We start from the raw sequence: 20,967 nt of genomic DNA on the forward strand, positions 1-20,967 counted from the left end.
TGCGATCAAAAGAAACCGGAAGATTGTCATTGTTGTCATAAGAAACACAATGACTGTATATGCGATCAAAAGAAACCGGAAGATTGTCATTGTTGTCATAAGAAACACAATGACTGTATATGTGATCAAAAGAAAACCGATGAATGTCATTTGTGCCAGAAGAAACATAAGGACTGTCACTGTGACTATAAGAAACATAATCTAGTACGAGCATCTGCGTTTAGGGCTAATAAGAACACACCACAACTTTACAAAGCAGCGGTTACTCCCTCTGTAAAAGTTTTATACCAAACTGAACAATTTGATTTAGCAAATGAATATAATCCGCATATATCAACATTTATTCCAACTAAGAATGGAATTTATGAGATAACAGCAAAAGTCTCATTTTGTCCGTCAAAAAGTAAAAGTGATAATTCCTCAAAAAACAAAAAAGATATTTGCAACTGTGATTATTGCCAAAAAAATAGTTGCAAATGCGATCATTGCAAAAAAAATTATTCTTCAAAAGACAAAAAAAAACATTCTTCAAAAGCAGGATACGCCGCATCCATTTCAATTAACGTAAACGGAGATGATATAGATATTGAAAATGACTTCTTTGTGAAATCAAGACCTATTCGACTATCGGTTACTACAATCCTTCAGTTACAAGCAGGAGATCGGGTACAAGTAATGTTTAGCGCAGGTGCAAACGGAGAAATTTTAGCAGAGGCACCTTTAACTAACTTTCAAGCTGCTAGATTCCCCTCTCCAATGTAAAGATCTTTTCTGCTTTTCTTTGCTTAAGTCTTAGATTGATCACATAGACATCATATTTGTTAATTAAAGTTGAGAAAATCTTATGTGTAGGAGCCTAGGATTCTCCTCATAAATGGTTATTGGATTCTATTCTGAGAAATTTTTTGGTCAGATCCTGCTGGCTTCTTTTCTTCTTTGACTTTGCTCAAAAAAACGGTTATCGGGAATCTTGAACAAGTTCTTAAAAACAATGACCGTACTCACTGTCAGCTCCCAATGGTATGACTAAGGACTACAAAGAAAAGATACTTTTCAATTGGGCTGCTTTACGAAGATCTGGAGATAACGGATATAGGGGACTCATTAAGATGTAATAGTTTAAATATTGAATTGATTCATACAAGCTTGCAACTTTCAAGGATTAACTTCTCAGGCCACTTTACGATAAAAACTTTTTTAGCAAAACTACTTGTTTTATTTTGAATACCACTATATAATAAATCTTGTCCAGTAAAGAAGTCAGCAACTAATTAAGGTTTAAAAGCAAGCTCTAAAGAGCTTGATTTACATATTGACTTGTTAGCTCAGTGGGAGAGCACTTCCTTGACAGGGAAGGGGTCGTGGGTTCGAATCCCTCACAGGTCATCCGAACGGCGAAAGCATTGCTAAGCAATGTTCTTGCCGTTTTTTATTACCCTCAAAATATGCTAAAAAGCAAGCGAGGGAAGGATACGTTGCATCTCAAGGGAAGAGGTCACCTTTAAAGTAGTTTTAAACAGTTGTTTAAATTTGTTTAAAATATTTTAGGGGGCTTTTTTATGTCTAGAACAGGTAAAAGAGGACAAGCAAAATTAACTCGGAGTAATGTAGATACAATTAGTGAAGGCGAAACATTAGATGAATTATTCAATATTTATATCTACTCAAAAGAAGCGGAAGGATTAGCAAAGACCACCATCCAGAACAAAAAGCATTACTATAAAACGTTCTCCAATTATCTAAAGGAATATCACTCCATATCATTTCCAGATGAAGTGACAGTCAATACGATTAGAGAATTGATGAACTACCTCAAAAACGACCACATACAGCACCAGAACAATCCTAACGTGAAGGATAGGCATAAGGTGCAAGGCGTGTCTATCGCCACTGTAAACTCCATTCTTAGGCATATGAAAGCGTTCTATAACTTCCTTATTGATGAGAAATATGTTGGAAGCAATCCATTGCTTAATATCAAGCAATTGAAGGAAGTAAGCGAAATTGAATCACTCAGTATTGAGCAAGTGAAGGCATTGCTAAAACAACCCGACCAACGCTCATATGCAGGGTTTAGGGATTACGTCATGATGTTTCTTTTACTTGATACAGGTATGAGGATAAGTGAAGCGATTGGTCTTAGAAGAGAGGATATAGACCTCAAAACGAATGTGATTGAATTAAGAAGTGCCACTACCAAGAATAGAAAAACAAGATACGTTCCGATTACTCAAAAAACAAATAAGTTACTTAGAGAATTGCTTGCTGAAACAGAGGAATTTTCAACGCCTTTTATCTTTACAACTGTCTATGGAAACCCTATAGAACCTGCACGTTTCAGACAGCGTATTAAGAAGTATGGAGTGAGTGCAGGGATAAAGGACAAAAGATGTTCCCCCCATACATTTCGTCACACATTCGCAAAGCAGTACCTTCTAAACAATGGCGATATCATGACGTTGCAGAAGATTTTAGGTCATTCAAGTATTGAGATGGTAAGGAAATATGTCAACATGACAGACAAGGACATTTTCTCTCAGCATAACAAATTTAGTCCAATGAATAACATGTAAGTTAGGATATGAGAGAATTGATTGAAAAGAGTAGTAATTCCCTTAACAAAACTATAGCAACTTTGCTTGTATTTGATTGAAAAAAGATGCCTGAAAAATAGGCATCTTTTTTGTTTTCCAATGAATAACATGTAGAATTTTTAAAAGTTGTTTAAAAGGCAAATCAAGTACGCTATCCTTCCGGAATTTATGGGCGGAAATAGGACACTTTTTCCGAATGCCTTCGGAATTTATGGGTCAAAATGGGACAATATTTCCGAGAGGTTTCGGAAATAATGGGCGAAAAAGGGACGAAAATTACCCAGTATAGAAGAATAAAAGTGAAACGAATAAAATAGATAAAAGGAACTAAGTCGCTTCGCTCCTATCTTATCTATCTTCTTCGCTAACGCTCGTTTGTGCTTCGGGAGTATCCGTTATTTAACAGTAATTTTCTTTGATACTTCCCAACTTGTAGTTTGAAATATATATTCTTGGTTGGTAATTATATCTTCAATTACTTCTAAGTTTGGATTATATGACATTACCTCTTTGACAAAGTAAACAACGTAAGTTAATCCTTGTTTTTTCATACTTTCTGCGGTGTTTCGTTCATATTCTGAAAGGTGAAATATATCTTCTTTGCCAATTGTCGCTTTCACTTCAATATGTATCGGCTTACCATCACGTGTATAAGAAAGAATATCGTAACCGTTTGCTGGATTTTCCGCTTTCCTTTGGTCTACCAAATCTAAATACTTTGTTCCTTTTAAATTTTCACATTCGATTTGATAAACATATGCTTCACCTAACTTGCCGATTTCCATTTGAAGTTCGTGCAATTTCAAGTAATCAACCTTTTTATTTTTTAATTTAGTTCTAAGGTCCTCGTACGTAAACAGTATGGATAATTCCTGATTTGATTTCGTATCAACATCTGTGTTCTCAAAGGGTTTATTTTCAATCTTAAAATCTAGTTTTTTTTTAATAGATTCTGCACATGTGACACAAACAATGCGGTTATTAACGGAAGCCCAGTTGTGTGATTCATTACTAAACTCTTTAAAACAGTTACCGCATGATAGTGTAGTAGTTTTTCGTGCGTTCTTCACCATGTTTGGTTTAAGTTTTCTCGATAAGTTAGCAACTTTTCCTAGATTAGCAATTAACCCTTCTAAAGTTGCAAAACCATTATAATTGCTATCTCTATTACTTAACTCTATAAACATTTGATGGAATTTTTGTGGAATATCGAATACACCTTCGGAAGTTTTGATTTTGCCGTTAAAGTAATTTTCACTTGTAATACGTTTTCTAACTTCTTCAATCTGTAAACCTAATTCAAAAAGAGCGTACCAACAAAACTGCATTTTTAACGTATCTAGTTTTGTCGAATCAGCATCAAGTACATTTTGTATCAACATAAGTTCTTCTATTGTTAAGGCGTTTTCTACACTCTTTTCTGCATTAGTTTTTAATTTACTTTTCTTTTCCTTATTAAATTCTCTCTGTAATGTTTGTTTGTGCATGACTGAATCGAAACCAAAAGGTTGTTTTAAGTAATCAAGTGCATAAAGATATTGAAAAAAGCGACTTTTATAACGTTGTTGAGGGTTTAAATCTTTATTGTCAGTAGGTACAACTTTTATATAATCTTCAAAGGTTAAATCTGTTACATCATCTTTAACTATATCGTGATAGAGAAGTACTCGGATTGCACTACTGTGATTTTCCTTTTCCTTATATACTGAAAGAAAATCGTCAATAATTTTATGACTATTTTCATCTAGCCAATCCTCAAATTCTTCTGCTTTTACATTTTCACGTTTAACCACCCGAACACCACCCATTACTTTATTACTATTTTCCTTATCTTTTTAATATTCTACACAATTAAAGTTTGTCCTTCTTTATTGGAATTACTTATAGTAAAAGCGACACAAAATGGTTGTGAAAAGGGCTTTATATATGAGAGGTTCTTTTATTTCTTAAAAGTGGCACAAAATCACTTTCAAAGCACGATAAATAGTGAGAGGGTTAAATCCTTTTCGAAAGTATATAAAAATTTTCAAAAAGTGACACAAAATACCCTTGATAAGCACTAATATATGAGGTGGTTAAAACTTTTAAAAAAAGTGACACAAAATCCCCCTCAAAAGGCGATAAATAGTGAAGGGTATTTTAAGCAACTCCTTGTTTAGACCCTTCCACTTTATTGAGTACGACATATATCATCCTCCTTGATGTGTATGTGTGTCACAAGTCCTTTAACGACACAATTACTTAGTTATGATGGCTTGAACGACCATTGTAACCTGCTAAGAGTTTATCTTTATCCTTCTGGAAGGGAACAGGAATAGCCACCTGTTCTCTTTTATTTTTAAATCAAAAAGAAACGAGTGAAGTTAAATGAAAGAAATGGCTTTAAATAATGTAATTGAGCAAGTGATTGAGTGCGTGAGCGAATCAAAACAAGACAGATTAGAATTGGTTCTAGCAGAGAGCGACCGCATCCTTAACAAAGTAAATGAACGCATAGAGCGTATCATTAAAAGACAAGAAGAAATAGAAATTACATATAAACAACTTGATGGTCTGATTTACTTTGCAGAATGGCAGTCAAATAAATAATAGAAAAGCAAGTTAATAGATGTGAGAGTTAATCACATATTCCTGCACTGAATTTTTTAATGAGGTTGTTTTGGGCGGTGTAATAAAATGATAGAAATTTTAATAGTTGGGGCAATGGCAGGTCTTTTTATATGGTTGTTCGTGGATACAAAGAAAGAATCACGAAATCGTGAGGAACGCCTTTTAGACCATATCGAACGTCAGGGGAAAACACTTGACAGAGTGACAGATACTATCGAAAAGATGGATATTCGTTTAAGTCGAATTGAAGACAAAGTAAATAAAAAAGATTAATTCAAGAAGTGAGGTAAATACAATGGATGAATTACATAACGAAAATGTTGAAACAGAAGTAGTTGAGGATTCAATTGAGCAAGTGAGTGCAGAACAATCACAGCAAGAAACTTCTGACGATTCTCAAACAGAGAAGTTCGAAGAAACGGTTTACACACAAGCAGATGTTGATGTACTGCGAGCAGAGATTGATGATTTAAAACAATATAAACCAGAGGAAAAAAGCGAAGCAGAAATTAAACTTCAAGAAAAAGCAGAAATCCTTTGGAATAAGCAGGTTTCTTTCGAAATTGAGAAAAATGGCTTAGAGGTCTTTAGTGACTTCATCAGGGCAGATGTAGATGATACAGATGCCTTGCAATCACAAATTACAAAACTAAAAGAAATCGTTGGTGCGTTGGAATTATCCAACTCATATCAACCTACTAATCATATGCAAGTAGATGCTTATTCTATCGCTAAGAAGAATAGAAGTCCTCTCGATATGATTAGTGCAAAATTAAACTCCTAGAAGGAAAAAGAAAGAGGAAATTAAATGTTAGATACTAACAAATTAACTAATTTAGAAAATATTCATCTTACAGATGAAATCGCTGTTGTTGCACCTATGTCAACTCCATTCATGACATTACTTATGTCAAAAGGTCAATACGTAGGTACAGGTGGAAAAATCCATACTTGGAGAGAAAAAACTTTAGATTTCGCTGACGTAACAGTTGGAGAAGGTAGCGAAGCAACTAACTTTGCTAACGGTATTCGTGCTGAACTTAACAACGTGCTTGAAATCTTCTTAAAATCCACAAGTGTTTCTGGTACTGCACAAGCCACAGGTAAAGTTGGCGACTTATTCGCTTCTGAAATCAATGACCGTTTGGCAGAGGTTAAAGTTGCAATTGAGAAACGTCTTATCAATGGCATTAAAGATGACGGTTCTGTTTCTGGTGTCCGTAAAATGGATGGATTATTAAAATTCGCCGATGCTTCCAACATTCTAACAGGTGCTACAACAGGTCAAATCACAGAAGAGGAAATCAAAGGGCTTGTCCGTAAATTATGGGATAAAGGTATCGAAAATGGTGAGTTTTACGCTCTGGTAAATTACGACATTAAAGAAAAAGTTGATGCTCTTTACAAAGATTCTTACCATTATCAACACGTAACAAATGACTTCGGTTTAGTTGTTTCTTCTATCACTACAAACTACGGTAAAATCAACTTCGTGTTAGACCGCTATGTTCCTACTGATAAAGTTATCGCTTTCGATTTAAATTCTGTAAGTGTTGCTTTCTTACGTGAACCACAATTCGAAGCACTTGGTAAAACAGGTGACAACATCAAAGGTCAAGTTGTTGCAGAAGCAACACTTGAAGTAGCAAGCAAAAAAGCAGTAGCAGTTTACACACTTAAAGCGTAATCCGCTACGAGGTAGAGGGTTTTTCCCTCTCCTTATATATTTTGAAGTAGATTTAAAAATTTGAATGAGAATAGTAACTAGGAGGTGAATATAGTGAGCATTAAAGAAGAATATCTTCTTCAACGTAGAAAAAAGAAAATACGATTACGACAAATAGCAGAGTATATCGGTTGTTCACAATCCTTAATCAGTCAATATGAAACAGGAGATTGTGACATGGATACAAAAAAGGTCGAAAAGTATAAAAGTTTTATAGATAGTTATTAAAGATAAATTAACGAAAGTTAAATGAAAGGAATGTAGAATGTGAAAGAATTGTTTACCTAACTCTTGTATTCCGATAAGCACAGGGGATACAAGGAGTATATAAGAGTAAAACGAGCGTGACAGAACGGTCGATAAAAACGGTATTTTATCATTATTTATAGTGCAAGTTTCAAGAGCGAAGTGACACTTTCGCTTTAGTATGAAAAAAGAATTTAAAGAAAAGTTCCCACAATGGGTTAATGAAAACGGTAATTATGTAGTATGTATGTCTGATGATTTAGATAGTTTGCTATCTGCAACACTCTTAAAACAGGTTAAAGGTTATGAGGTTAAACACTTCTATGATTTTAACGACTTCTATTCACAGGATAAGGATAAACGTAAAGCAATTGGAGTTGATATTGCTTTAGAACAAGGAATGACTTGGGATAACCACGTTGTACGCCTTTCAAAAAATGACACCGCAAATCCTCTATCAGCAAACCCCAACATTATTGAAAACATTTCAAGAGAAAACTACACAAGCAAATACGCAATGAGTACAGCACTTCTAATATGGTCGTATTACGGACTAGAATTGCCAAAAACAGATGAAGGTAAATTACTACTACTGAGCGTTGATTCGTCTTATAAAGGGCATTATACGGGCTTTGAGAAGGTTCAAAATGAATGGCTGAGGAAGTTAGGTTTCGAGGAACTGATTGACATTCAAAATACATATACGCTTAAAGATTTTGCAAACATAAAAAAGAAGTACAACTCATCAATGAAAATCGTAATTAACAATGATGGTACTCTATCAACCTACATGGATTTGAAGGGCATTTCAAACGCATTAGGCATCGATATTGAGTTACCTGCTATTCAGTTTCATTTAAGAAAACGCTTCAATGAGAGAAGTCAAATTAATTCAAATAAGTATCGCACGAAGTCAAGCGTTGAAGAAATCCACGATAAAGAAATCTTCGCACTAGCATTAACTTCAAAAAACAACATTAGTTTAACATTCAAATAGAATCACAAGTCAATAGAGATAAATCAAAAGGAGAAATGAACAATGACACAAGAAAAATACTTTTTCTGCTACTCAACCAACTTAATGGATTTCCTACGTTACGAGAAAGGTATCAAATTTATTTGTACCGCTTTCCATGACCAGACAAACAAGCGATTCTGGTTATTCGAAAGAACAGAACAAGTTGCAGATGCTTTAAAAGAATACAACAAACGTGGCAAAGATTTAGGTCTACATAATCGTTAATAGATAATAAAAAAACAGGATAATTCAAGCATCAATAATAAAGATGCAGATAATTTAAAGGAGAAAATTGATTGTGAAAATGGCTAAGAAAACAAAGGCAAAACTTCCAAACGTGGCGTTTGGATTTGAAACAGAGTATCACATGACAACAGATGAGGTAATGGTTTACACACATCTTCAATTCGCAAAACAAGTTGGAATGATGGATACAGAAACAACTAGAACAACAGTTGATATGTTGATTGATGGATTGGATTGGTGGACTTCTAAAGAATCAAGAGATAGAAGCAAGATGAGAAAGATTCTTGCTTCTCTAAAATCAAAAGGATATATCACAATCGAAGGCGAGAAAATTCTTACAATCACAATCGTTGCAGAAATGAGAGATGCGAAAGCAGAATCATCAGTAACATGGAAAGAGCGACCGTTTAAATTTTGGGGTTACACAGAGATATATGGTGATGACTACAATCTAGCAGAGAACGATGGTCAAAAATTGATGGTGATTGCTTACGTGATTTGGAGAAGTGGACTAAACAAAGAGAGTATTATCTACAAAATTGCCAACAAAGAATGGGAATTAGTATTAGATGTAACTGATAAAACTGCAAGAGATATCGTTGACGGTACGAATGGCGTTATTAAGGTTTCTGGTGCTAAATACAAAGATGATAACGGTCAAACAAGACAAGAAACAAACGCTTATATGCTAGAGAAAAACCTCTCTACAAAGAGCAAAATAGAGAAGGCAGAACAAGCAGAAACTAATTCAAATCACCTCGAAAAGTTTGCTGAAAAGGTAACTGACATTCGTTACAAGTTTGATAATGAAGTATTAAAACAACTAAATGATTTTGGAACTAAGTTGACTTGGAAAGGTTACGAAGCGTGGATTGAAACTGATTGCCCTGTAATGAAACATGCAGGTGAGAAGAAATTCGAAACACTTGAAAAGAGTGGCAATGGTTGGATTAAAGAGAAACTTGAAAAAGAATACGAAGACCGCAAAGCACACGAAAGACAACAAGAAGCGTTGATGAATCGTAGTATTCCAGAAGATTCATATTTTGAAGGCGAAGAATTTCAGTCATCATTTAAGAGGAAAGAAACTAAGAATTTTGACTTCCTCGATGAAGTAATTTAAATAAAGAAAGGGAAACCAAAAAATGTCATTAAAAGAAGCATTAAATAAAATCTCGAAAGAGAATCGAGAGTATTTTAAATACAAGTTTCCAGATGTTAGGTTCGACAAATCTATCGAACCTAAAACAGAAGAACAGTTGTTGAAAATAACTAGCAGAAAGACAATCAATGGTTTTATTGAATGGGAAAAATCATCAGAGTACGCAACCCTTGTGGCTCTTTATCTGCAATCAAAAATGATTAATGATATCCATGCAATCTATCAAGTTGTTAGAGAGAAGGCACTTACAGGTGACGATAAGCAGGTCAAATTGCTTTTAACTCTCAATAAAGAAATTAATATTATGGTAAAAGCATCTTTGTCTGTACAAGATACAGAAAATGATGACGATGGATTGGTGTTGTAGAGAATGACGAAGAAATTAACAACTGCACAGAAGTTAGAGCAGATTAGCCGAAATCCTGTTTTATGGTTGAAAAACTTCGTCAAGATTACAACCAATACAGGTGAATACGTTCATTTTACGGTGAACGAACAGCAAGAATATTTCATTAATGAGATGATTCGATTCAACATTATCTCAAAGGCAAGGCAGATTGGATTTTCAACCTTGTCTTTAGGTCTATGTTTGTTTTATGCGTGTACAAGACCACGAACAAACTACATGATTGTTTCCTATAAACAGGAATCATCAACGTTATTGTTTGAAAAACTAAAAGATATGTATGATAGTTTGCCAAAAGATAAGTATCCATTTCCAAAAGATATTGAAAACAATAGAGGTAAATTAAAGTTTGATAACGGTTCATCAATCACCCTTGCAACAGCAGGTGGAAAAGATGTTGGTCGTGGCTCAACCTTCGAATACATACTTTTATCAGAGTTTGCGTTTTATGAGAATCAAGATAAAATTTTGCTATCAGCAGAACAAGCATTGGCAAAATCAAAAACATCAAAAATAGTTATAGAAACAACCTCAAACGGTTTTAACCACTATCAAAAACACTTCATGAACGCCTATAAAGGAAACTCCAAATATAGAGCATTCTTTTTCCCCTTCTATTCTTCTTCATATGCGAAGCAATTCAAAGAAGATTATGACGAAGCAGAAATTTGGTACAAGGCGAATAACAAAGGAAAACGCCTAAGTAGTGAGGATTTAGAGCCAGAAGAAGAAGTTTTACTTAAAAATGGTGCAACACTTAAACAACTAATGTGGCGAAGATGGAAACTACTTGATATGAGCATTCAACAGTTTTATCAAGAATTTCCTTCAACACCAATGGAATCATTCATTAGTAGTGGATTGAGCGTATTTGACCAATCAAAAATCATTGACCGTTTGCGTTATGTGGCAACTCCAAAAACGTATGCGGATATTAAAATGTACATTCCAGACACTTTAAGAAGGTTTTTAGGTAAGTCATTGATGATTTATCAAGTGCCGATTCAAGGTGAGAAATATTATGGCGGTGTGGATACTGCATCGGGTTCTGGTGCTGATTATTCAACAATTTCATTACTAAATGATGATGGCGAACAGGTATTGAGTTTCTATGACAATAAAATCCCTGTATATGAGTTTGCAAAAGTTATTGATGAGATTGGAAGATGGTTCAATTATGCCTTCCTTGCAGTAGAAAGAAACTCATATGGTACACCGATTTTAGAGCGATTAAGAAAAGAATATAAGTATCTAAATCTATACAAACATAAACGTTTCAATCAGCAACAGGGTAAAAAGGTGCTCTATTTAGGTTGGAATACAGACCAATTGAGCAAAAGAATCATGATTACTGATTTAAAAGAGCAGTTTGAGTGTGACTTGATTTTGGTTCAATGCAGAGAAACCTTAGAGCAAATGCAGATTTTTATTGAAAACGAAGGTAAAACAGGAAACAAAAAAGGCAATGGCAACCATGATGACAACGTTATCGGTCTAGCATTGGCAGTACAAGCGAAAAAAGCGAATAAGTGGTACGTGTAAAATCTGCCAAATAAAGAAATTATGTGATAAAATTCTATTAAAAAGAGGTAATTCAACCATGCCAACACGTAAACTTCAAACAAGTGCAGGGCGAACAGGATATAACCTAGAAAAATGGAGAAAGAGAACTAAAGAACGAAGCGATATTACTGCTCATCTTACGCATTTAACAAGGATAGAAACTAAAGTTTCAGATGCAGTTGATACTCTTATCAAGATGTTAAACGAAAGAAAAATAAACGGTAGCGACATTAATAAAGGTTTTATCGTTGGTGATAATCCTGCTGTTTGTTTTCAAGAAGCACCTTTATATGGAGTTAGTCAGAATGTATATCATGAACAACAGAACAAAGCCGAGTTGGGTGGAAAAAGAAGATATGATGCAATAGGTTTATCTTTTTCAAAAAGGTATGTTTATGAAAAAGGTGGTAGACCTGTGTTATATGAAGATAAGGAAATAGCAAAACAAATCCTTCCACAAGAAGAATGGTGGAGGATTGTGAATTTTAACTTATCTAATGAAAATAGAATAATTGATTGGACACATGAGCGAGAATGGAGGGTTAAGAGCGAATTTGAATTTGACCTTTCTGAAACATATGTCTTGTTGCTAAATCAAAGTTTCTATAAGCACTTTATAAACAAAGTTGACCATGAAGTTCTAAAAGAATTAAAAGGAATAATAGTTTTACAACCGATATTAGAATGAAATGGGATATCTAATTAATTTAGTAAAAAGGAGCGGATTATATGACGGTTCGTAGAAATCCAGTAGAATTTGATTATAACGGAAAAGTTAGACCTGCCAGAATAGATTCTTACTATAGTAACGGTGATAAGTTAGGTGATAATCTAGTATTTTCTTATAAACAAATTACTGTGGACGTTGACCTAGATGATGAAATACATGAACATGTAGCAGAAAGAGAATGTAAATTAATTGATGACTTAGGTGAAGATGATTATAACATGCTTAGTAAATATCGAAAAAAGATTAATCAAATAGAGCGGTCTAATGTTGTATTAAATAACAAAGTGTACAATTATCATCATGATACTGTTAAAAGTGGCTCAGTAGTGTATCATACTATGCTTATAAAAATGCAAGATGGAATGCCGATTTTTGGGGATTCTCCATTTTCTTTTGCGGTAGAAGATGATAAGAAAAGTAAAATAAAAACATTCAACAACCTTATTAATAATGTGAAACAATACCACAAGAACACAGGTAATGAACCAGATGAAATGTCTGTAAACGAGGAATTAACATTAGAATATATGCAGATGAAGAATTGGATAACTAAGAAAATAAATCAAAGCACCCTTTAGGGGGTGCTATTTGAGATTTAAAAGAAGTTATTTAAGTTCAAAAGGAACTATCATTCAAGGAGGAAACTGAATGAAAAAAGGTCTGGAAGCAATATTAGATACTGCCTTAAATATACATCCATCACTTCCCAAATTAATTGAAATAGGTATGGAACTATCACCTTATTTAGGGTCGGCGTTACAAACATACAAAATGTACAGATTACAAAATAGGGTGCAAGACCACAGTGAACAATTAGAACGTATAAGTGTTTTATACTCAAACACCTTATTATCAGAAAAGTTTATTCAAGAAAGAATTGCCCCAATAGTTCTGTCAGATTTAATTGAAGAACACGAAGATGCCAAAATTAATTACATATTGCATGGATTTGAAAATGTATTTATTAACGAAAAAGACAATGAATCACTTATAATAAACTATTTTGATACATTGCGAAATCTTAGATACGAGGACGTAAAAAGATTTTTTTATTTTATAGATCAATCAATTAATGCAAATATCTATATTGAGGAAAGCGAAGAGCAAGCATTACAAAGAACAATTGATGGTAAATTAGTCAACTTAGGACTATTAAGTGTAAAATTAAGATTGTCAGGTTTAATTGGATACGACAATGACAATATTCGTAAGGATGTTATCCTTACACTTTATGGAAAGAAATTTGCTGAATTTATCCTAGCCCAACAATTAAAATAATATTTGAGAGCATCTTTACAGGGTGCTTTTTTATTTTGGAAAGAGGAAGAAAAAGAATGAATATACAAGAGTATATTAAGATTGTCCATAATGGCAATCAAGAATGGTTTACAGAAGAAGTAAGCCACCATGTAAATCAAAAGCGTGTCCTTGAAGTTATTCGTAAAAGAGAATACTTAGATGGGAAACATGCTATTTTAAATCGTGGCGTAGAGGATTATAACGGTAAACCTTACCAGCCACGTAAAATCACCCTTCAATATGGTAAAAAGGTTGTCGAATTAGAAACTACGTATCTATTGAAAAACCCTTTAACAATCACAGGTGAAGAAGGTATTGTTGCTGATTTGAAAAAGGTTTATAAGAAAGGTAAATACGACAAGATTGACTACGATATCCTAAACAATATTGTAAAGTACGGTAATGCTTATGAATATGTATTTGTAAACAACAAAGGTAATATCCAAAGCAAACTGATTCAACCAGAGAATGGCTACCCAATCTATAACGATGAGTTAGAGATGATTGCATTCGTAGAGTATTATACCTCTCTAGAGAGCGACTTCTATGTTGTCTACTATGAAGATAAGGTTGAGAAGTATTCGACAGTTGGTCATGCAGAACTAACAATGATTAACTCATTTAAGAATGTTAGTGGCTTACCTATTCACTATAAGAACGATAATGAAATGTCTCAAATGTTTGGTAAGTCAGACCTTGATGACTTCATTAACATCATTGATAGCATGGAGGATATACTTAGTAAGTTTAGTGATTCCTTCTATAAGCATCATAACCCTATAGCAGTAGTTATCGGTCAATCATTAACTAACAGCGAGGGTCTTAACCAACATATCGTAGGTGGAGGTCTTAACCTTGATGATGGTGCTGACTTCAAGATGGTGAGCAATGAACTTAATCATCAAGCATTCGAAGTAATTTATAAGACATTGAAACAGGAATTGATTAACATTGCATCTATACCTGCGGTATCCTTGAATGCTACTGATGTGAGCAACCTTAGTGAAACATCTATGAAGATTCTTTATCAGTTGGCAGATATGAAGGCAGGTATCAATGAGAAGTATCTTCGTGAAGGTATGGAACAACGCTTCGAGAAGGTAACAGGATTGATGGGTAGGTTAGGTAAGTCATACGATGAAGATACTATTGAATCATTAGATGTAGTATTCCACTATGCTAGACCAGTCAACGAATCAGATGTTATTGATAACATTAAGAAAATGTATGATATGGGTGCAATAAGCATTGAGAGCATTCTTGATATTGCTCCTTTAATTAATGACAGTCAGAGAGAGTTAGAGCGTATTCAACGTCAAGCAGATAAGAGTGTAACTGATAAGGTCACGCAAGGGGATACAGTCGAGCCAGATAAGGGAATCGTTTAAGAGTAATACAGATGTGAAATCAATGTGTAACCAATTGAGAATTAGAGGGGATTCGTAAAGAGAAAACCCTTTAGTATCAAGGTTTCCAATGGAATTGGTATATGCCTGACGCAACACCCCTGTTAATATATATGTGTGTATATGCGAATGTAACGCCAAATATACATAAGGAAATCGGTTCGTTAGTCGTGACTGTCTGGGATTCCTGTTGATAATGGTTAGAATATATGGTACGCTGTAATTCCTCGAATACTATACATTTCACCTATATTTCCAACCATACCAGATGGACAACTGTATAAAAGAAATCTTTTATCCGTTAGAGCAAAGCGGATAGTGGAAGGGAAAACGCCTTCCTATAATGTGAATTATGTAAACTAGATGATTTTTAAGCACATACGTTCCTGTTTTACGATTGCATAAACGTCGTATATTCATACAGTTTTTGCATGTGCTCTATAATTAATATTATGGGTATACTTACAAGTCGAACGAGAGCAACCTAATTTTTTCTGGTTGTTTCCTCATCGGTCTTATTTGCGTTGTCCAGATGATTTTTTAGAATGTGTTCGGAATGGTGTCTAATAAGAACATTTGTTAGATACCCCATGTTTCCAAAAAACGTCATTAGCCAACCTCTCAACACACACAAGAAAAAATTCGCTCTATTGAGAGCATCTTTAATCCAAAATTTACGAAAGGAGAGCCAATCATTGTTCGCTCACTCACTCAACATCGAGTGCATTATCAACCTACCAAAACAATCAATAACCTTCTTAAAAGAGAGGATTTTGAACACTTACACGCTCATGAACGAAATTCCACATGAGCAACCACTAATGACAACGATTCAATATAAAGCGATTTATCCCTATGTGGCACACATGCTTTATCAAGAATTGACGTTCTCACCTGCTCACTCAACACTCACTCACTACAAAGATGAAACTGAAAATGGTTTAGAGTTAGATGGATTTTGCATCGGTGAGCATTACAACGGTAAAGCACATCTTTTCGTTTTTACATATCAAGGTACTTGGTTTTACAACCAACAACCTTTAAAAATACCTAACGACATTCAAGAGCAAATCAACCAATTAGTTTGTAACTCTAGAGAATGTTTAATATACAATAAATCACTTACAAAGGAGAATCTATTCATGGACAATATTGAAAGATTACAAATGGAAATCGCAGGTCTTAACATTCCACAAGAGGAATTGTTAGTTTATTTAGAGGAAGAAGGATTGAAGGGTTTAGAAGTTTATAACTCTGCTTCGAAAGCATCTAAGCGTGCAATTTATGCAACAGCACTATCAATTTTGCATAGCGTTGCAAACCAACCACATTTAATGAAGAACTATAAGCAAGATGATATGACTGTTTCTGATTTTGCGAAAGCACTTCAATCACGAATCAACCAATTAGAAGTGAAGGTTCGTCAAATGCCTAAAGATGACAGCAAACCTTCAAACTTTTTTAACCTATTTCTATAAGAAAGAAGAATGACAATGGAACAATTTAATATTTTTCAAATACCTAACAACGATTTCAAAAACATGATGAACCTTAACGGTGCAGAGGTTTTCGTTAATGGTAGCAGGAAATATGCTTTAATCTCTAATAATTCAGCAGTAAAAGAGTTTAATGACAAGTATATCTCAACTGATTTCAACATGAATCGTGGTGACATAGTTTTCTATGACAGTAAATATTGGATGCTAACAACACAAGTTGGCACTCCACGATACGAATCATACAAGGCAAACATGAGAATGATAGAACATGAAGTATTCTTCAACCTATCGTCAATGAACACACCGCCAGATGACTTTATTCTCAAAACACCTGCTATCGTTCAACAAACAACAGATTTTGGTTTAGAGTACACTCGAACAGCAGAAATAATTTCGGTACATTCTGAAATCCATGTTTTTGTACAGGATAACGCTAAAACGAGGAATCTTCTAAAAATCTCAAACACATCTAGTGGCTCGATTATTTTTGGTGACAGAGTTTATAAGATAATCGGTGTTTCAACAGTAAACAAAGGTGTTCTGGATGTAACCTGCAACTTTGATGGAAAAGCAAATGTTACTGATAGAGAGAGTGGAGTTTACCAAACACCTGCAAATCTAGAAGATGTGACAGATACAACAATGTTTGGTTTAGAAAGAGATTTCGTGCTAAATGAGTATCAATCACAGGTAACACCACTTACTCATACAATCACCAATGCAAGTGCAAATGCTAACGGTTCTATCGTCTTAACGTGGAAAGCAGAAGCAAATAGAAACGAATATGTTGGTTTCGAAGGTTACGAAGTCCGTCTATTAAAAGACAATGTTGAGTACATGGCTCAACATCTTGGTGAAAATATTTTCTCTCATACGTTCAATGTCCCAGAAGGCAACTACATTGCAGAGGTTTATTCTAAATTCTCTACTCTTAAATCTGATGAATCAACTTTGCCTGCCAGAACGGAAAGCATGGTAGTTGCTATGGATACAGGAACACCACTTCCACCTTCAACACTTGGAACAAACGTTGGTAACATAAATACAACACCAACGGATTCTGAATATTACCAGTACAACGGTAAACTTCACGTTGCATGGGATAGAGAAGCGAATGCAGACAACTATGCAGGTTTCGCAGGTTATGAAATCGTGTTAGGTTGGTATATGATTTTTGGCGGTGAGAGCGTCCAGCAAACAATTGAAGTTGGTGACGTAACTCAATATGAATTTACTAACCTAACCCCTAATGCTATGTATTTCGTGAGATTCAGAAGTAAATTCGTCAATGAGGGACAAACCTTCTACGCATCAATGCAAGAATCCGAAACTGTATCTGTTGAGGAAGGTTATATTTAAGAAAGATTCAAGACGGTTTCTATATATAATATAGTGGGCGAAAGTGAAATCTTCTCCAACCCTTGATACATAAGGAATTTAGCAAGTTTCACTTGTTCTAATTATTATTTGAACACCCAGATAAACAGGGGAATTTGTCGAATGGCTCATTTTGAACCGTTCTAAGTGCAACAATTAATGATAGAGGAAAAAACAAGGGAAGGAAGTATTGGCTTTACGAGGAAAGAGGTCAAAATGCAATTTGACAGGTGAAAGAATATTCGCTAGAATGTTGATAAATCAACGTTTAAACTACTTTAAAACACCCTAAAACCAATGCACTTCCTTGACAGGGAAGGGGTCGTGGGTTCGAATCCCTCACAGGTCATCAACTACCAAAGGCTCAAATCCTTGATATAACAAGGATTTGGGCCTTTTTTATTTTGTCTTACTGGATGCGTTTAGATCAATGATAGTGATTTGCTCACATTTTGCTAACGGGACTTCTGAAGGGCGTTGTGGAAAATATCAGCCACTTCATCATCTTGGTTGGGCATCATATGGGCGTAATGCTCTAACGTGATGCTAGGTTTCGAATGTCCTAAACGAGTTTGTACTTTGACGATATCTACCCCTTCAGAAATCAAGATGGAAGCGTGTGTGTGCCGGATATCGTGAAACCGAATGGGTGTTACGTTAGCCGCTTTACTGATACGCTTCATCACACGTAACACGTTCCGAGGATCTTGAAAGGTGCCAATCTCTGTACAAATGACTAAGTTCTGGTCTTGATAATGTTCCCCCAGTCTTTTTCTCTGGGTTTCCTGTCGTTCCTTATGAGCCTTTAATGCCTTGATCAGGAAATCTTGAATCGGAACCTGCCGTTTTGATTTTTTCGTTTTCACCGTGGATAAACGATACCCTTTATTAGGAATGTGAGAAAGGGACCGTTGTATCCGGATGACTTTTTTTTCAAAGTCAATATCGCTCCATTTTAACCCAAGGAGCCCACCTTTCCTCATACCCGTATAAATGGCGATTAAAAAGGTTAGATAATGTCGTTCTCCCTTGCATTGATTAAGGAACAAATCAATCTCATCAAAGGACCATATTTGCATTTCTTCTTTTTTCACCGAGGGTGGATCAGCATTGATCACCGGATTGAAACTAATCTTTTTCCACTTTACAGCTTGACCGAAGGCCTGATTTAACAACTGATGTAATTTTCGTATGGTACTTGTTCTATACTCCTCATCTAATTTGAGGTTATAAAAAACATCGATATCTTCGGTCGTAATTTTTGAAAGGGGTTTGTTGGCAAAAGGATTTTCTCGTATTAAGTGCTTATCCATCAAATACTTTCTGCTTGAGGCCGTTGTTTCTGTAATCCTTTTTTGATAATGGGACGTAAACCAAAATTCCATATAGGATGAAAAGGATTCTTTGCTTGGTTCCACAAATCGATCTTCATCCAGTTCATTAATAATCTTACGAAGAGCAGCTTCTGCATCTTTTTGACGAGGAAAACCACTCTTTGTTTTTTGTCTTCGTTTACCTGTGATTGGGTCTCTTCCGATGTCTACAATGTATGACCAAGTTCCCCTTTTTTTAACAGTGCCTTTCATATTGCTTGCCCCCATATCCTATTGTAGTTCGTGTTAGAACAATGGAAAGCAAGTGGTCTAGTATCAGTTTGACCACTTGCAAGCCATTTTATAATGCGTTGACTTGTTGATGTGACAGCCATTGGAAAAATTCATTTTTAAGAACCCGTTTGCTTCGCCCTATTTTAATGAGTGGAAATGACTTTTGTTCCATTAATTCGTAAGCTGTAGGTTTTGAAACACATAGGATTTCAGATATGTGTACAGCAGTTAAAATCATTGGATAATCTTCGATGTTTTTAGGCATAAATTTTTTCTCCTCTTATGTTAATTTATTAGTTTAATAGTATTTAATTTGAATTAACTTATTTAATTCGCACACATTATATTTTTTGAATTCCGCATTTTCAAGAGTCTATAGAAAAAAATAAAAAAGAAATTTAAAACCCACTTTCAGAGGTAAGTAAAGCCGGTTATTCTCTTGAGATATTAATTAGAAGTAAGTGTTTATCGTAGATTTAAAAACGGAAGAGGCAGGTTCACTGTTGTAAGAGAGTTTAATAATGGAATTTTCGATAGTTTTCGAAAATTTAGGTGGGGAATGTTTAATTAAAATAAACATAAAAAATATAACAGCGAAATCAATATTACCTATTCCCGGGGCAAAAATAACATAATAAAGAGCACGAAAAACAGGGATAACAAATGAGTAAAATTTGTTATCCCTGTTAGGGTGGTGAATAATGTTTTTTTACTATCAAACGTCTATATATTATTTTGTCATACTAAACTTGCGAAAACAGCGATGGTAAAAACAGATTTAGACCACTATAAATTAGTAGAGTTAGCTTGCGATAACCTTTCGTTTTCTTATGTTAAATAGTGTTTAAATTGATTGTTGGAAGCATTGCTAATTGGGTTCTTTTTGGTTGTGTAAATTAACATTTTACACCTCAAAACCGAACTCGGTAGTCTGCGGCCAGCTTCTTTTATTTAACAAATTCATTAAAAGGTAATATGAAAAAATGTTATTATTAAATAACAGAAAAATATGTAAAGGAAGAGATTTTTATGCAAGAAAAAAGAAAAATGATTAAAGAGTATGAAGAACTTTACGAAGTCACAGAAACAGGTAGGATTATATCACTAAGAGAACAAAGGCCATTGGCTAGATGTAAAGATGAATATGGTTTTCATATTGTTAGCTTAACAAATAAAAATGGACATAAAAAAAACCATAACGTTTTTGAGTTGTGGCAAAAAGCATTTTCCGAAGATCTAGACCAGAAATCCTTTAGAGGGGCACTAAAAGCTAAGTATGGAACTGGTGGCGTACTTCTTAATAGAAAAGGCGTACATTTTGAATAATAGATCTATTTAATATATATATATTAGGATCCATTACTGTGATACCAGGGCTGTAAATGATTTGAAATTGGGTTGCTGCGGCAACTCTATTTTATTAGGTTTTGTAAAGAATAGGTATGAAAATTAAAATGAATGAAGTAAATGGAATTATG

Annotated in this window: 22 protein-coding genes and 1 tRNA gene; 20 read left to right on the forward strand and 3 right to left on the reverse strand. The window is 34.5% G+C overall.

Features of this window, described 5'->3' with window-relative positions:
* The 3 genes from J7J00_RS17755 to J7J00_RS17765 all read left to right on the forward strand — a co-directional run.
* A partial coding sequence (locus tag J7J00_RS17755; RefSeq protein WP_214792932.1) for a hypothetical protein occupies nt 1-762 on the forward strand: 762 nt, incomplete at its 5' end.
* A 552-nt stretch (nt 763-1,314) separates the two neighbouring features.
* Nucleotides 1,315-1,386 (forward strand) — tRNA-Val (locus tag J7J00_RS17760).
* A 173-nt stretch (nt 1,387-1,559) separates the two neighbouring features.
* A complete protein-coding gene (locus J7J00_RS17765; protein WP_214792935.1) occupies nt 1,560-2,573 on the forward strand; it encodes a tyrosine-type recombinase/integrase in 1,014 nt (337 codons plus the stop codon).
* A 416-nt stretch (nt 2,574-2,989) separates the two neighbouring features.
* Here J7J00_RS17765 and J7J00_RS28655 read toward each other — a convergent pair whose 3' ends face one another.
* Nucleotides 2,990-4,387: a protein NO VEIN domain-containing protein gene (locus J7J00_RS28655; protein WP_214792938.1), complete on the reverse strand. Its 1,398-nt coding sequence runs from the start codon at nt 4,385-4,387 to the stop codon at nt 2,990-2,992.
* Between the two features lie 574 nt (nt 4,388-4,961).
* On the opposite strand from J7J00_RS28655, the gene J7J00_RS17775 reads away from it, so the two are divergent.
* From J7J00_RS17775 to J7J00_RS17850, 16 genes are all read left to right on the forward strand, one after another.
* Nucleotides 4,962-5,183, forward strand: coding sequence for a hypothetical protein (locus J7J00_RS17775; protein ID WP_214792942.1), 222 nt, complete (start codon nt 4,962-4,964; stop codon nt 5,181-5,183).
* 87 nt (nt 5,184-5,270) lie between these two features.
* Nucleotides 5,271-5,477 carry a holin gene (locus J7J00_RS17780; protein WP_214792945.1) on the forward strand — a complete coding sequence of 69 codons (207 nt, stop codon included), beginning with the start codon at nt 5,271-5,273 and terminating at the stop codon, nt 5,475-5,477.
* A gap of 22 nt (nt 5,478-5,499) precedes the next feature.
* Nucleotides 5,500-5,988, forward strand: a complete 489-nt coding sequence (locus J7J00_RS17785; protein WP_214792948.1) for a xanthine phosphoribosyltransferase — start codon at nt 5,500-5,502, stop codon at nt 5,986-5,988.
* 24 nt (nt 5,989-6,012) lie between these two features.
* On the forward strand, nt 6,013-6,891 hold the full coding sequence (locus tag J7J00_RS17790) for an SU10 major capsid protein (protein ID WP_214792951.1): 879 nt from the start codon (nt 6,013-6,015) through the stop codon (nt 6,889-6,891).
* A gap of 93 nt (nt 6,892-6,984) precedes the next feature.
* Nucleotides 6,985-7,158, forward strand: coding sequence for a helix-turn-helix domain-containing protein (locus J7J00_RS17795; protein WP_214792953.1), 174 nt, complete (start codon nt 6,985-6,987; stop codon nt 7,156-7,158).
* A 199-nt stretch (nt 7,159-7,357) separates the two neighbouring features.
* Nucleotides 7,358-8,173: a hypothetical protein gene (locus J7J00_RS17800; protein ID WP_214792956.1), complete on the forward strand. Its 816-nt coding sequence runs from the start codon at nt 7,358-7,360 to the stop codon at nt 8,171-8,173.
* Nucleotides 8,174-8,215: 42 nt separating this feature from the next.
* The gene (locus J7J00_RS17805) at nt 8,216-8,419 is read left to right on the forward strand and encodes a DUF5659 domain-containing protein (RefSeq protein ID WP_214792959.1); all 204 of its coding nucleotides are present in this window, start codon (nt 8,216-8,218) and stop codon (nt 8,417-8,419) included.
* A gap of 73 nt (nt 8,420-8,492) precedes the next feature.
* The gene (locus J7J00_RS17810) at nt 8,493-9,563 is read left to right on the forward strand and encodes a hypothetical protein (RefSeq protein WP_214792962.1); all 1,071 of its coding nucleotides are present in this window, start codon (nt 8,493-8,495) and stop codon (nt 9,561-9,563) included.
* 22 nt (nt 9,564-9,585) lie between these two features.
* The gene (locus J7J00_RS17815; protein ID WP_214792965.1) at nt 9,586-9,969 is read left to right on the forward strand and encodes a hypothetical protein; all 384 of its coding nucleotides are present in this window, start codon (nt 9,586-9,588) and stop codon (nt 9,967-9,969) included.
* A gap of 3 nt (nt 9,970-9,972) precedes the next feature.
* The gene (locus J7J00_RS17820) at nt 9,973-11,550 is read left to right on the forward strand and encodes a terminase large subunit domain-containing protein (protein WP_214792968.1); all 1,578 of its coding nucleotides are present in this window, start codon (nt 9,973-9,975) and stop codon (nt 11,548-11,550) included.
* 58 nt (nt 11,551-11,608) lie between these two features.
* Entirely contained in the window at nt 11,609-12,259 is a 651-nt protein-coding gene (locus J7J00_RS17825; RefSeq protein ID WP_214792971.1) for a DUF2971 domain-containing protein, read from the forward strand.
* A gap of 41 nt (nt 12,260-12,300) precedes the next feature.
* Entirely contained in the window at nt 12,301-12,879 is a 579-nt protein-coding gene (locus J7J00_RS17830; RefSeq protein ID WP_214792974.1) for a hypothetical protein, read from the forward strand.
* A 70-nt stretch (nt 12,880-12,949) separates the two neighbouring features.
* Complete coding sequence (locus J7J00_RS17835; protein WP_214792977.1) at nt 12,950-13,579, forward strand: hypothetical protein; 630 nt, start codon at nt 12,950-12,952, stop codon at nt 13,577-13,579.
* 56 nt (nt 13,580-13,635) lie between these two features.
* Nucleotides 13,636-14,988 carry a phage portal protein gene (locus J7J00_RS17840; RefSeq protein ID WP_214792980.1) on the forward strand — a complete coding sequence of 451 codons (1,353 nt, stop codon included), beginning with the start codon at nt 13,636-13,638 and terminating at the stop codon, nt 14,986-14,988.
* 809 nt (nt 14,989-15,797) lie between these two features.
* A complete protein-coding gene (locus J7J00_RS17845; RefSeq protein WP_286201444.1) occupies nt 15,798-16,484 on the forward strand; it encodes a glutathionylspermidine synthase in 687 nt (228 codons plus the stop codon).
* 15 nt (nt 16,485-16,499) lie between these two features.
* The gene (locus J7J00_RS17850) at nt 16,500-17,864 is read left to right on the forward strand and encodes a fibronectin type III domain-containing protein (protein ID WP_214792983.1); all 1,365 of its coding nucleotides are present in this window, start codon (nt 16,500-16,502) and stop codon (nt 17,862-17,864) included.
* Between the two features lie 473 nt (nt 17,865-18,337).
* Here the strand turns inward: J7J00_RS17850 and J7J00_RS17855 are convergent, their stop codons facing one another.
* Nucleotides 18,338-19,468 carry a site-specific integrase gene (locus J7J00_RS17855; RefSeq protein WP_214792986.1) on the reverse strand — a complete coding sequence of 377 codons (1,131 nt, stop codon included), beginning with the start codon at nt 19,466-19,468 and terminating at the stop codon, nt 18,338-18,340.
* A gap of 88 nt (nt 19,469-19,556) precedes the next feature.
* Nucleotides 19,557-19,754, reverse strand: coding sequence for a helix-turn-helix domain-containing protein (locus J7J00_RS17860; RefSeq protein ID WP_214792989.1), 198 nt, complete (start codon nt 19,752-19,754; stop codon nt 19,557-19,559).
* A 764-nt stretch (nt 19,755-20,518) separates the two neighbouring features.
* Between J7J00_RS17860 and J7J00_RS17865 the strand changes: the two genes are divergently transcribed.
* Nucleotides 20,519-20,815, forward strand: a complete 297-nt coding sequence (locus J7J00_RS17865; protein WP_223255991.1) for an NUMOD4 domain-containing protein — start codon at nt 20,519-20,521, stop codon at nt 20,813-20,815.
* Nucleotides 20,816-20,967: the final 152 nt, after the last annotated feature.

It is taken from the genome of Bacillus sp. ISL-4 (assembly GCF_018613275.1).
GTDB classification, from domain to species: Bacteria; Bacillota; Bacilli; order Bacillales; family DSM-1321; genus Peribacillus; species Peribacillus simplex_E.

Excerpts from the sequence above, each read along its gene's own strand:
- J7J00_RS17765 (WP_214792935.1), top strand. The coding sequence starts at position 1,560 with ATGTCTAGAACAGGTAAAAGAGGACAAGCAAAATTAACTCGGAGTAAT.
- J7J00_RS17775 (WP_214792942.1), top strand. The coding sequence starts at position 4,962 with ATGAAAGAAATGGCTTTAAATAATGTAATTGAGCAAGTGATTGAGTGC.
- J7J00_RS17780 (WP_214792945.1), top strand. The coding sequence starts at position 5,271 with ATGATAGAAATTTTAATAGTTGGGGCAATGGCAGGTCTTTTTATATGG.
- J7J00_RS17785 (WP_214792948.1), top strand. The coding sequence starts at position 5,500 with ATGGATGAATTACATAACGAAAATGTTGAAACAGAAGTAGTTGAGGAT.
- J7J00_RS17790 (WP_214792951.1), top strand. The coding sequence starts at position 6,013 with ATGTTAGATACTAACAAATTAACTAATTTAGAAAATATTCATCTTACA.
- J7J00_RS17800 (WP_214792956.1), top strand. The coding sequence starts at position 7,358 with ATGAAAAAAGAATTTAAAGAAAAGTTCCCACAATGGGTTAATGAAAAC.
- J7J00_RS17805 (WP_214792959.1), top strand. The coding sequence starts at position 8,216 with ATGACACAAGAAAAATACTTTTTCTGCTACTCAACCAACTTAATGGAT.
- J7J00_RS17815 (WP_214792965.1), top strand. The coding sequence starts at position 9,586 with ATGTCATTAAAAGAAGCATTAAATAAAATCTCGAAAGAGAATCGAGAG.
- J7J00_RS17820 (WP_214792968.1), top strand. The coding sequence starts at position 9,973 with ATGACGAAGAAATTAACAACTGCACAGAAGTTAGAGCAGATTAGCCGA.
- J7J00_RS17825 (WP_214792971.1), top strand. The coding sequence starts at position 11,609 with ATGCCAACACGTAAACTTCAAACAAGTGCAGGGCGAACAGGATATAAC.
- J7J00_RS17830 (WP_214792974.1), top strand. The coding sequence starts at position 12,301 with ATGACGGTTCGTAGAAATCCAGTAGAATTTGATTATAACGGAAAAGTT.
- J7J00_RS17835 (WP_214792977.1), top strand. The coding sequence starts at position 12,950 with ATGAAAAAAGGTCTGGAAGCAATATTAGATACTGCCTTAAATATACAT.
- J7J00_RS17840 (WP_214792980.1), top strand. The coding sequence starts at position 13,636 with ATGAATATACAAGAGTATATTAAGATTGTCCATAATGGCAATCAAGAA.
- J7J00_RS17845 (WP_286201444.1), top strand. The coding sequence starts at position 15,798 with ATGAACGAAATTCCACATGAGCAACCACTAATGACAACGATTCAATAT.
- J7J00_RS17850 (WP_214792983.1), top strand. The coding sequence starts at position 16,500 with ATGGAACAATTTAATATTTTTCAAATACCTAACAACGATTTCAAAAAC.
- J7J00_RS17855 (WP_214792986.1), bottom strand. The coding sequence starts at position 19,468 with ATGAAAGGCACTGTTAAAAAAAGGGGAACTTGGTCATACATTGTAGAC.
- J7J00_RS17860 (WP_214792989.1), bottom strand. The coding sequence starts at position 19,754 with ATGCCTAAAAACATCGAAGATTATCCAATGATTTTAACTGCTGTACAC.
- J7J00_RS17865 (WP_223255991.1), top strand. The coding sequence starts at position 20,519 with ATGCAAGAAAAAAGAAAAATGATTAAAGAGTATGAAGAACTTTACGAA.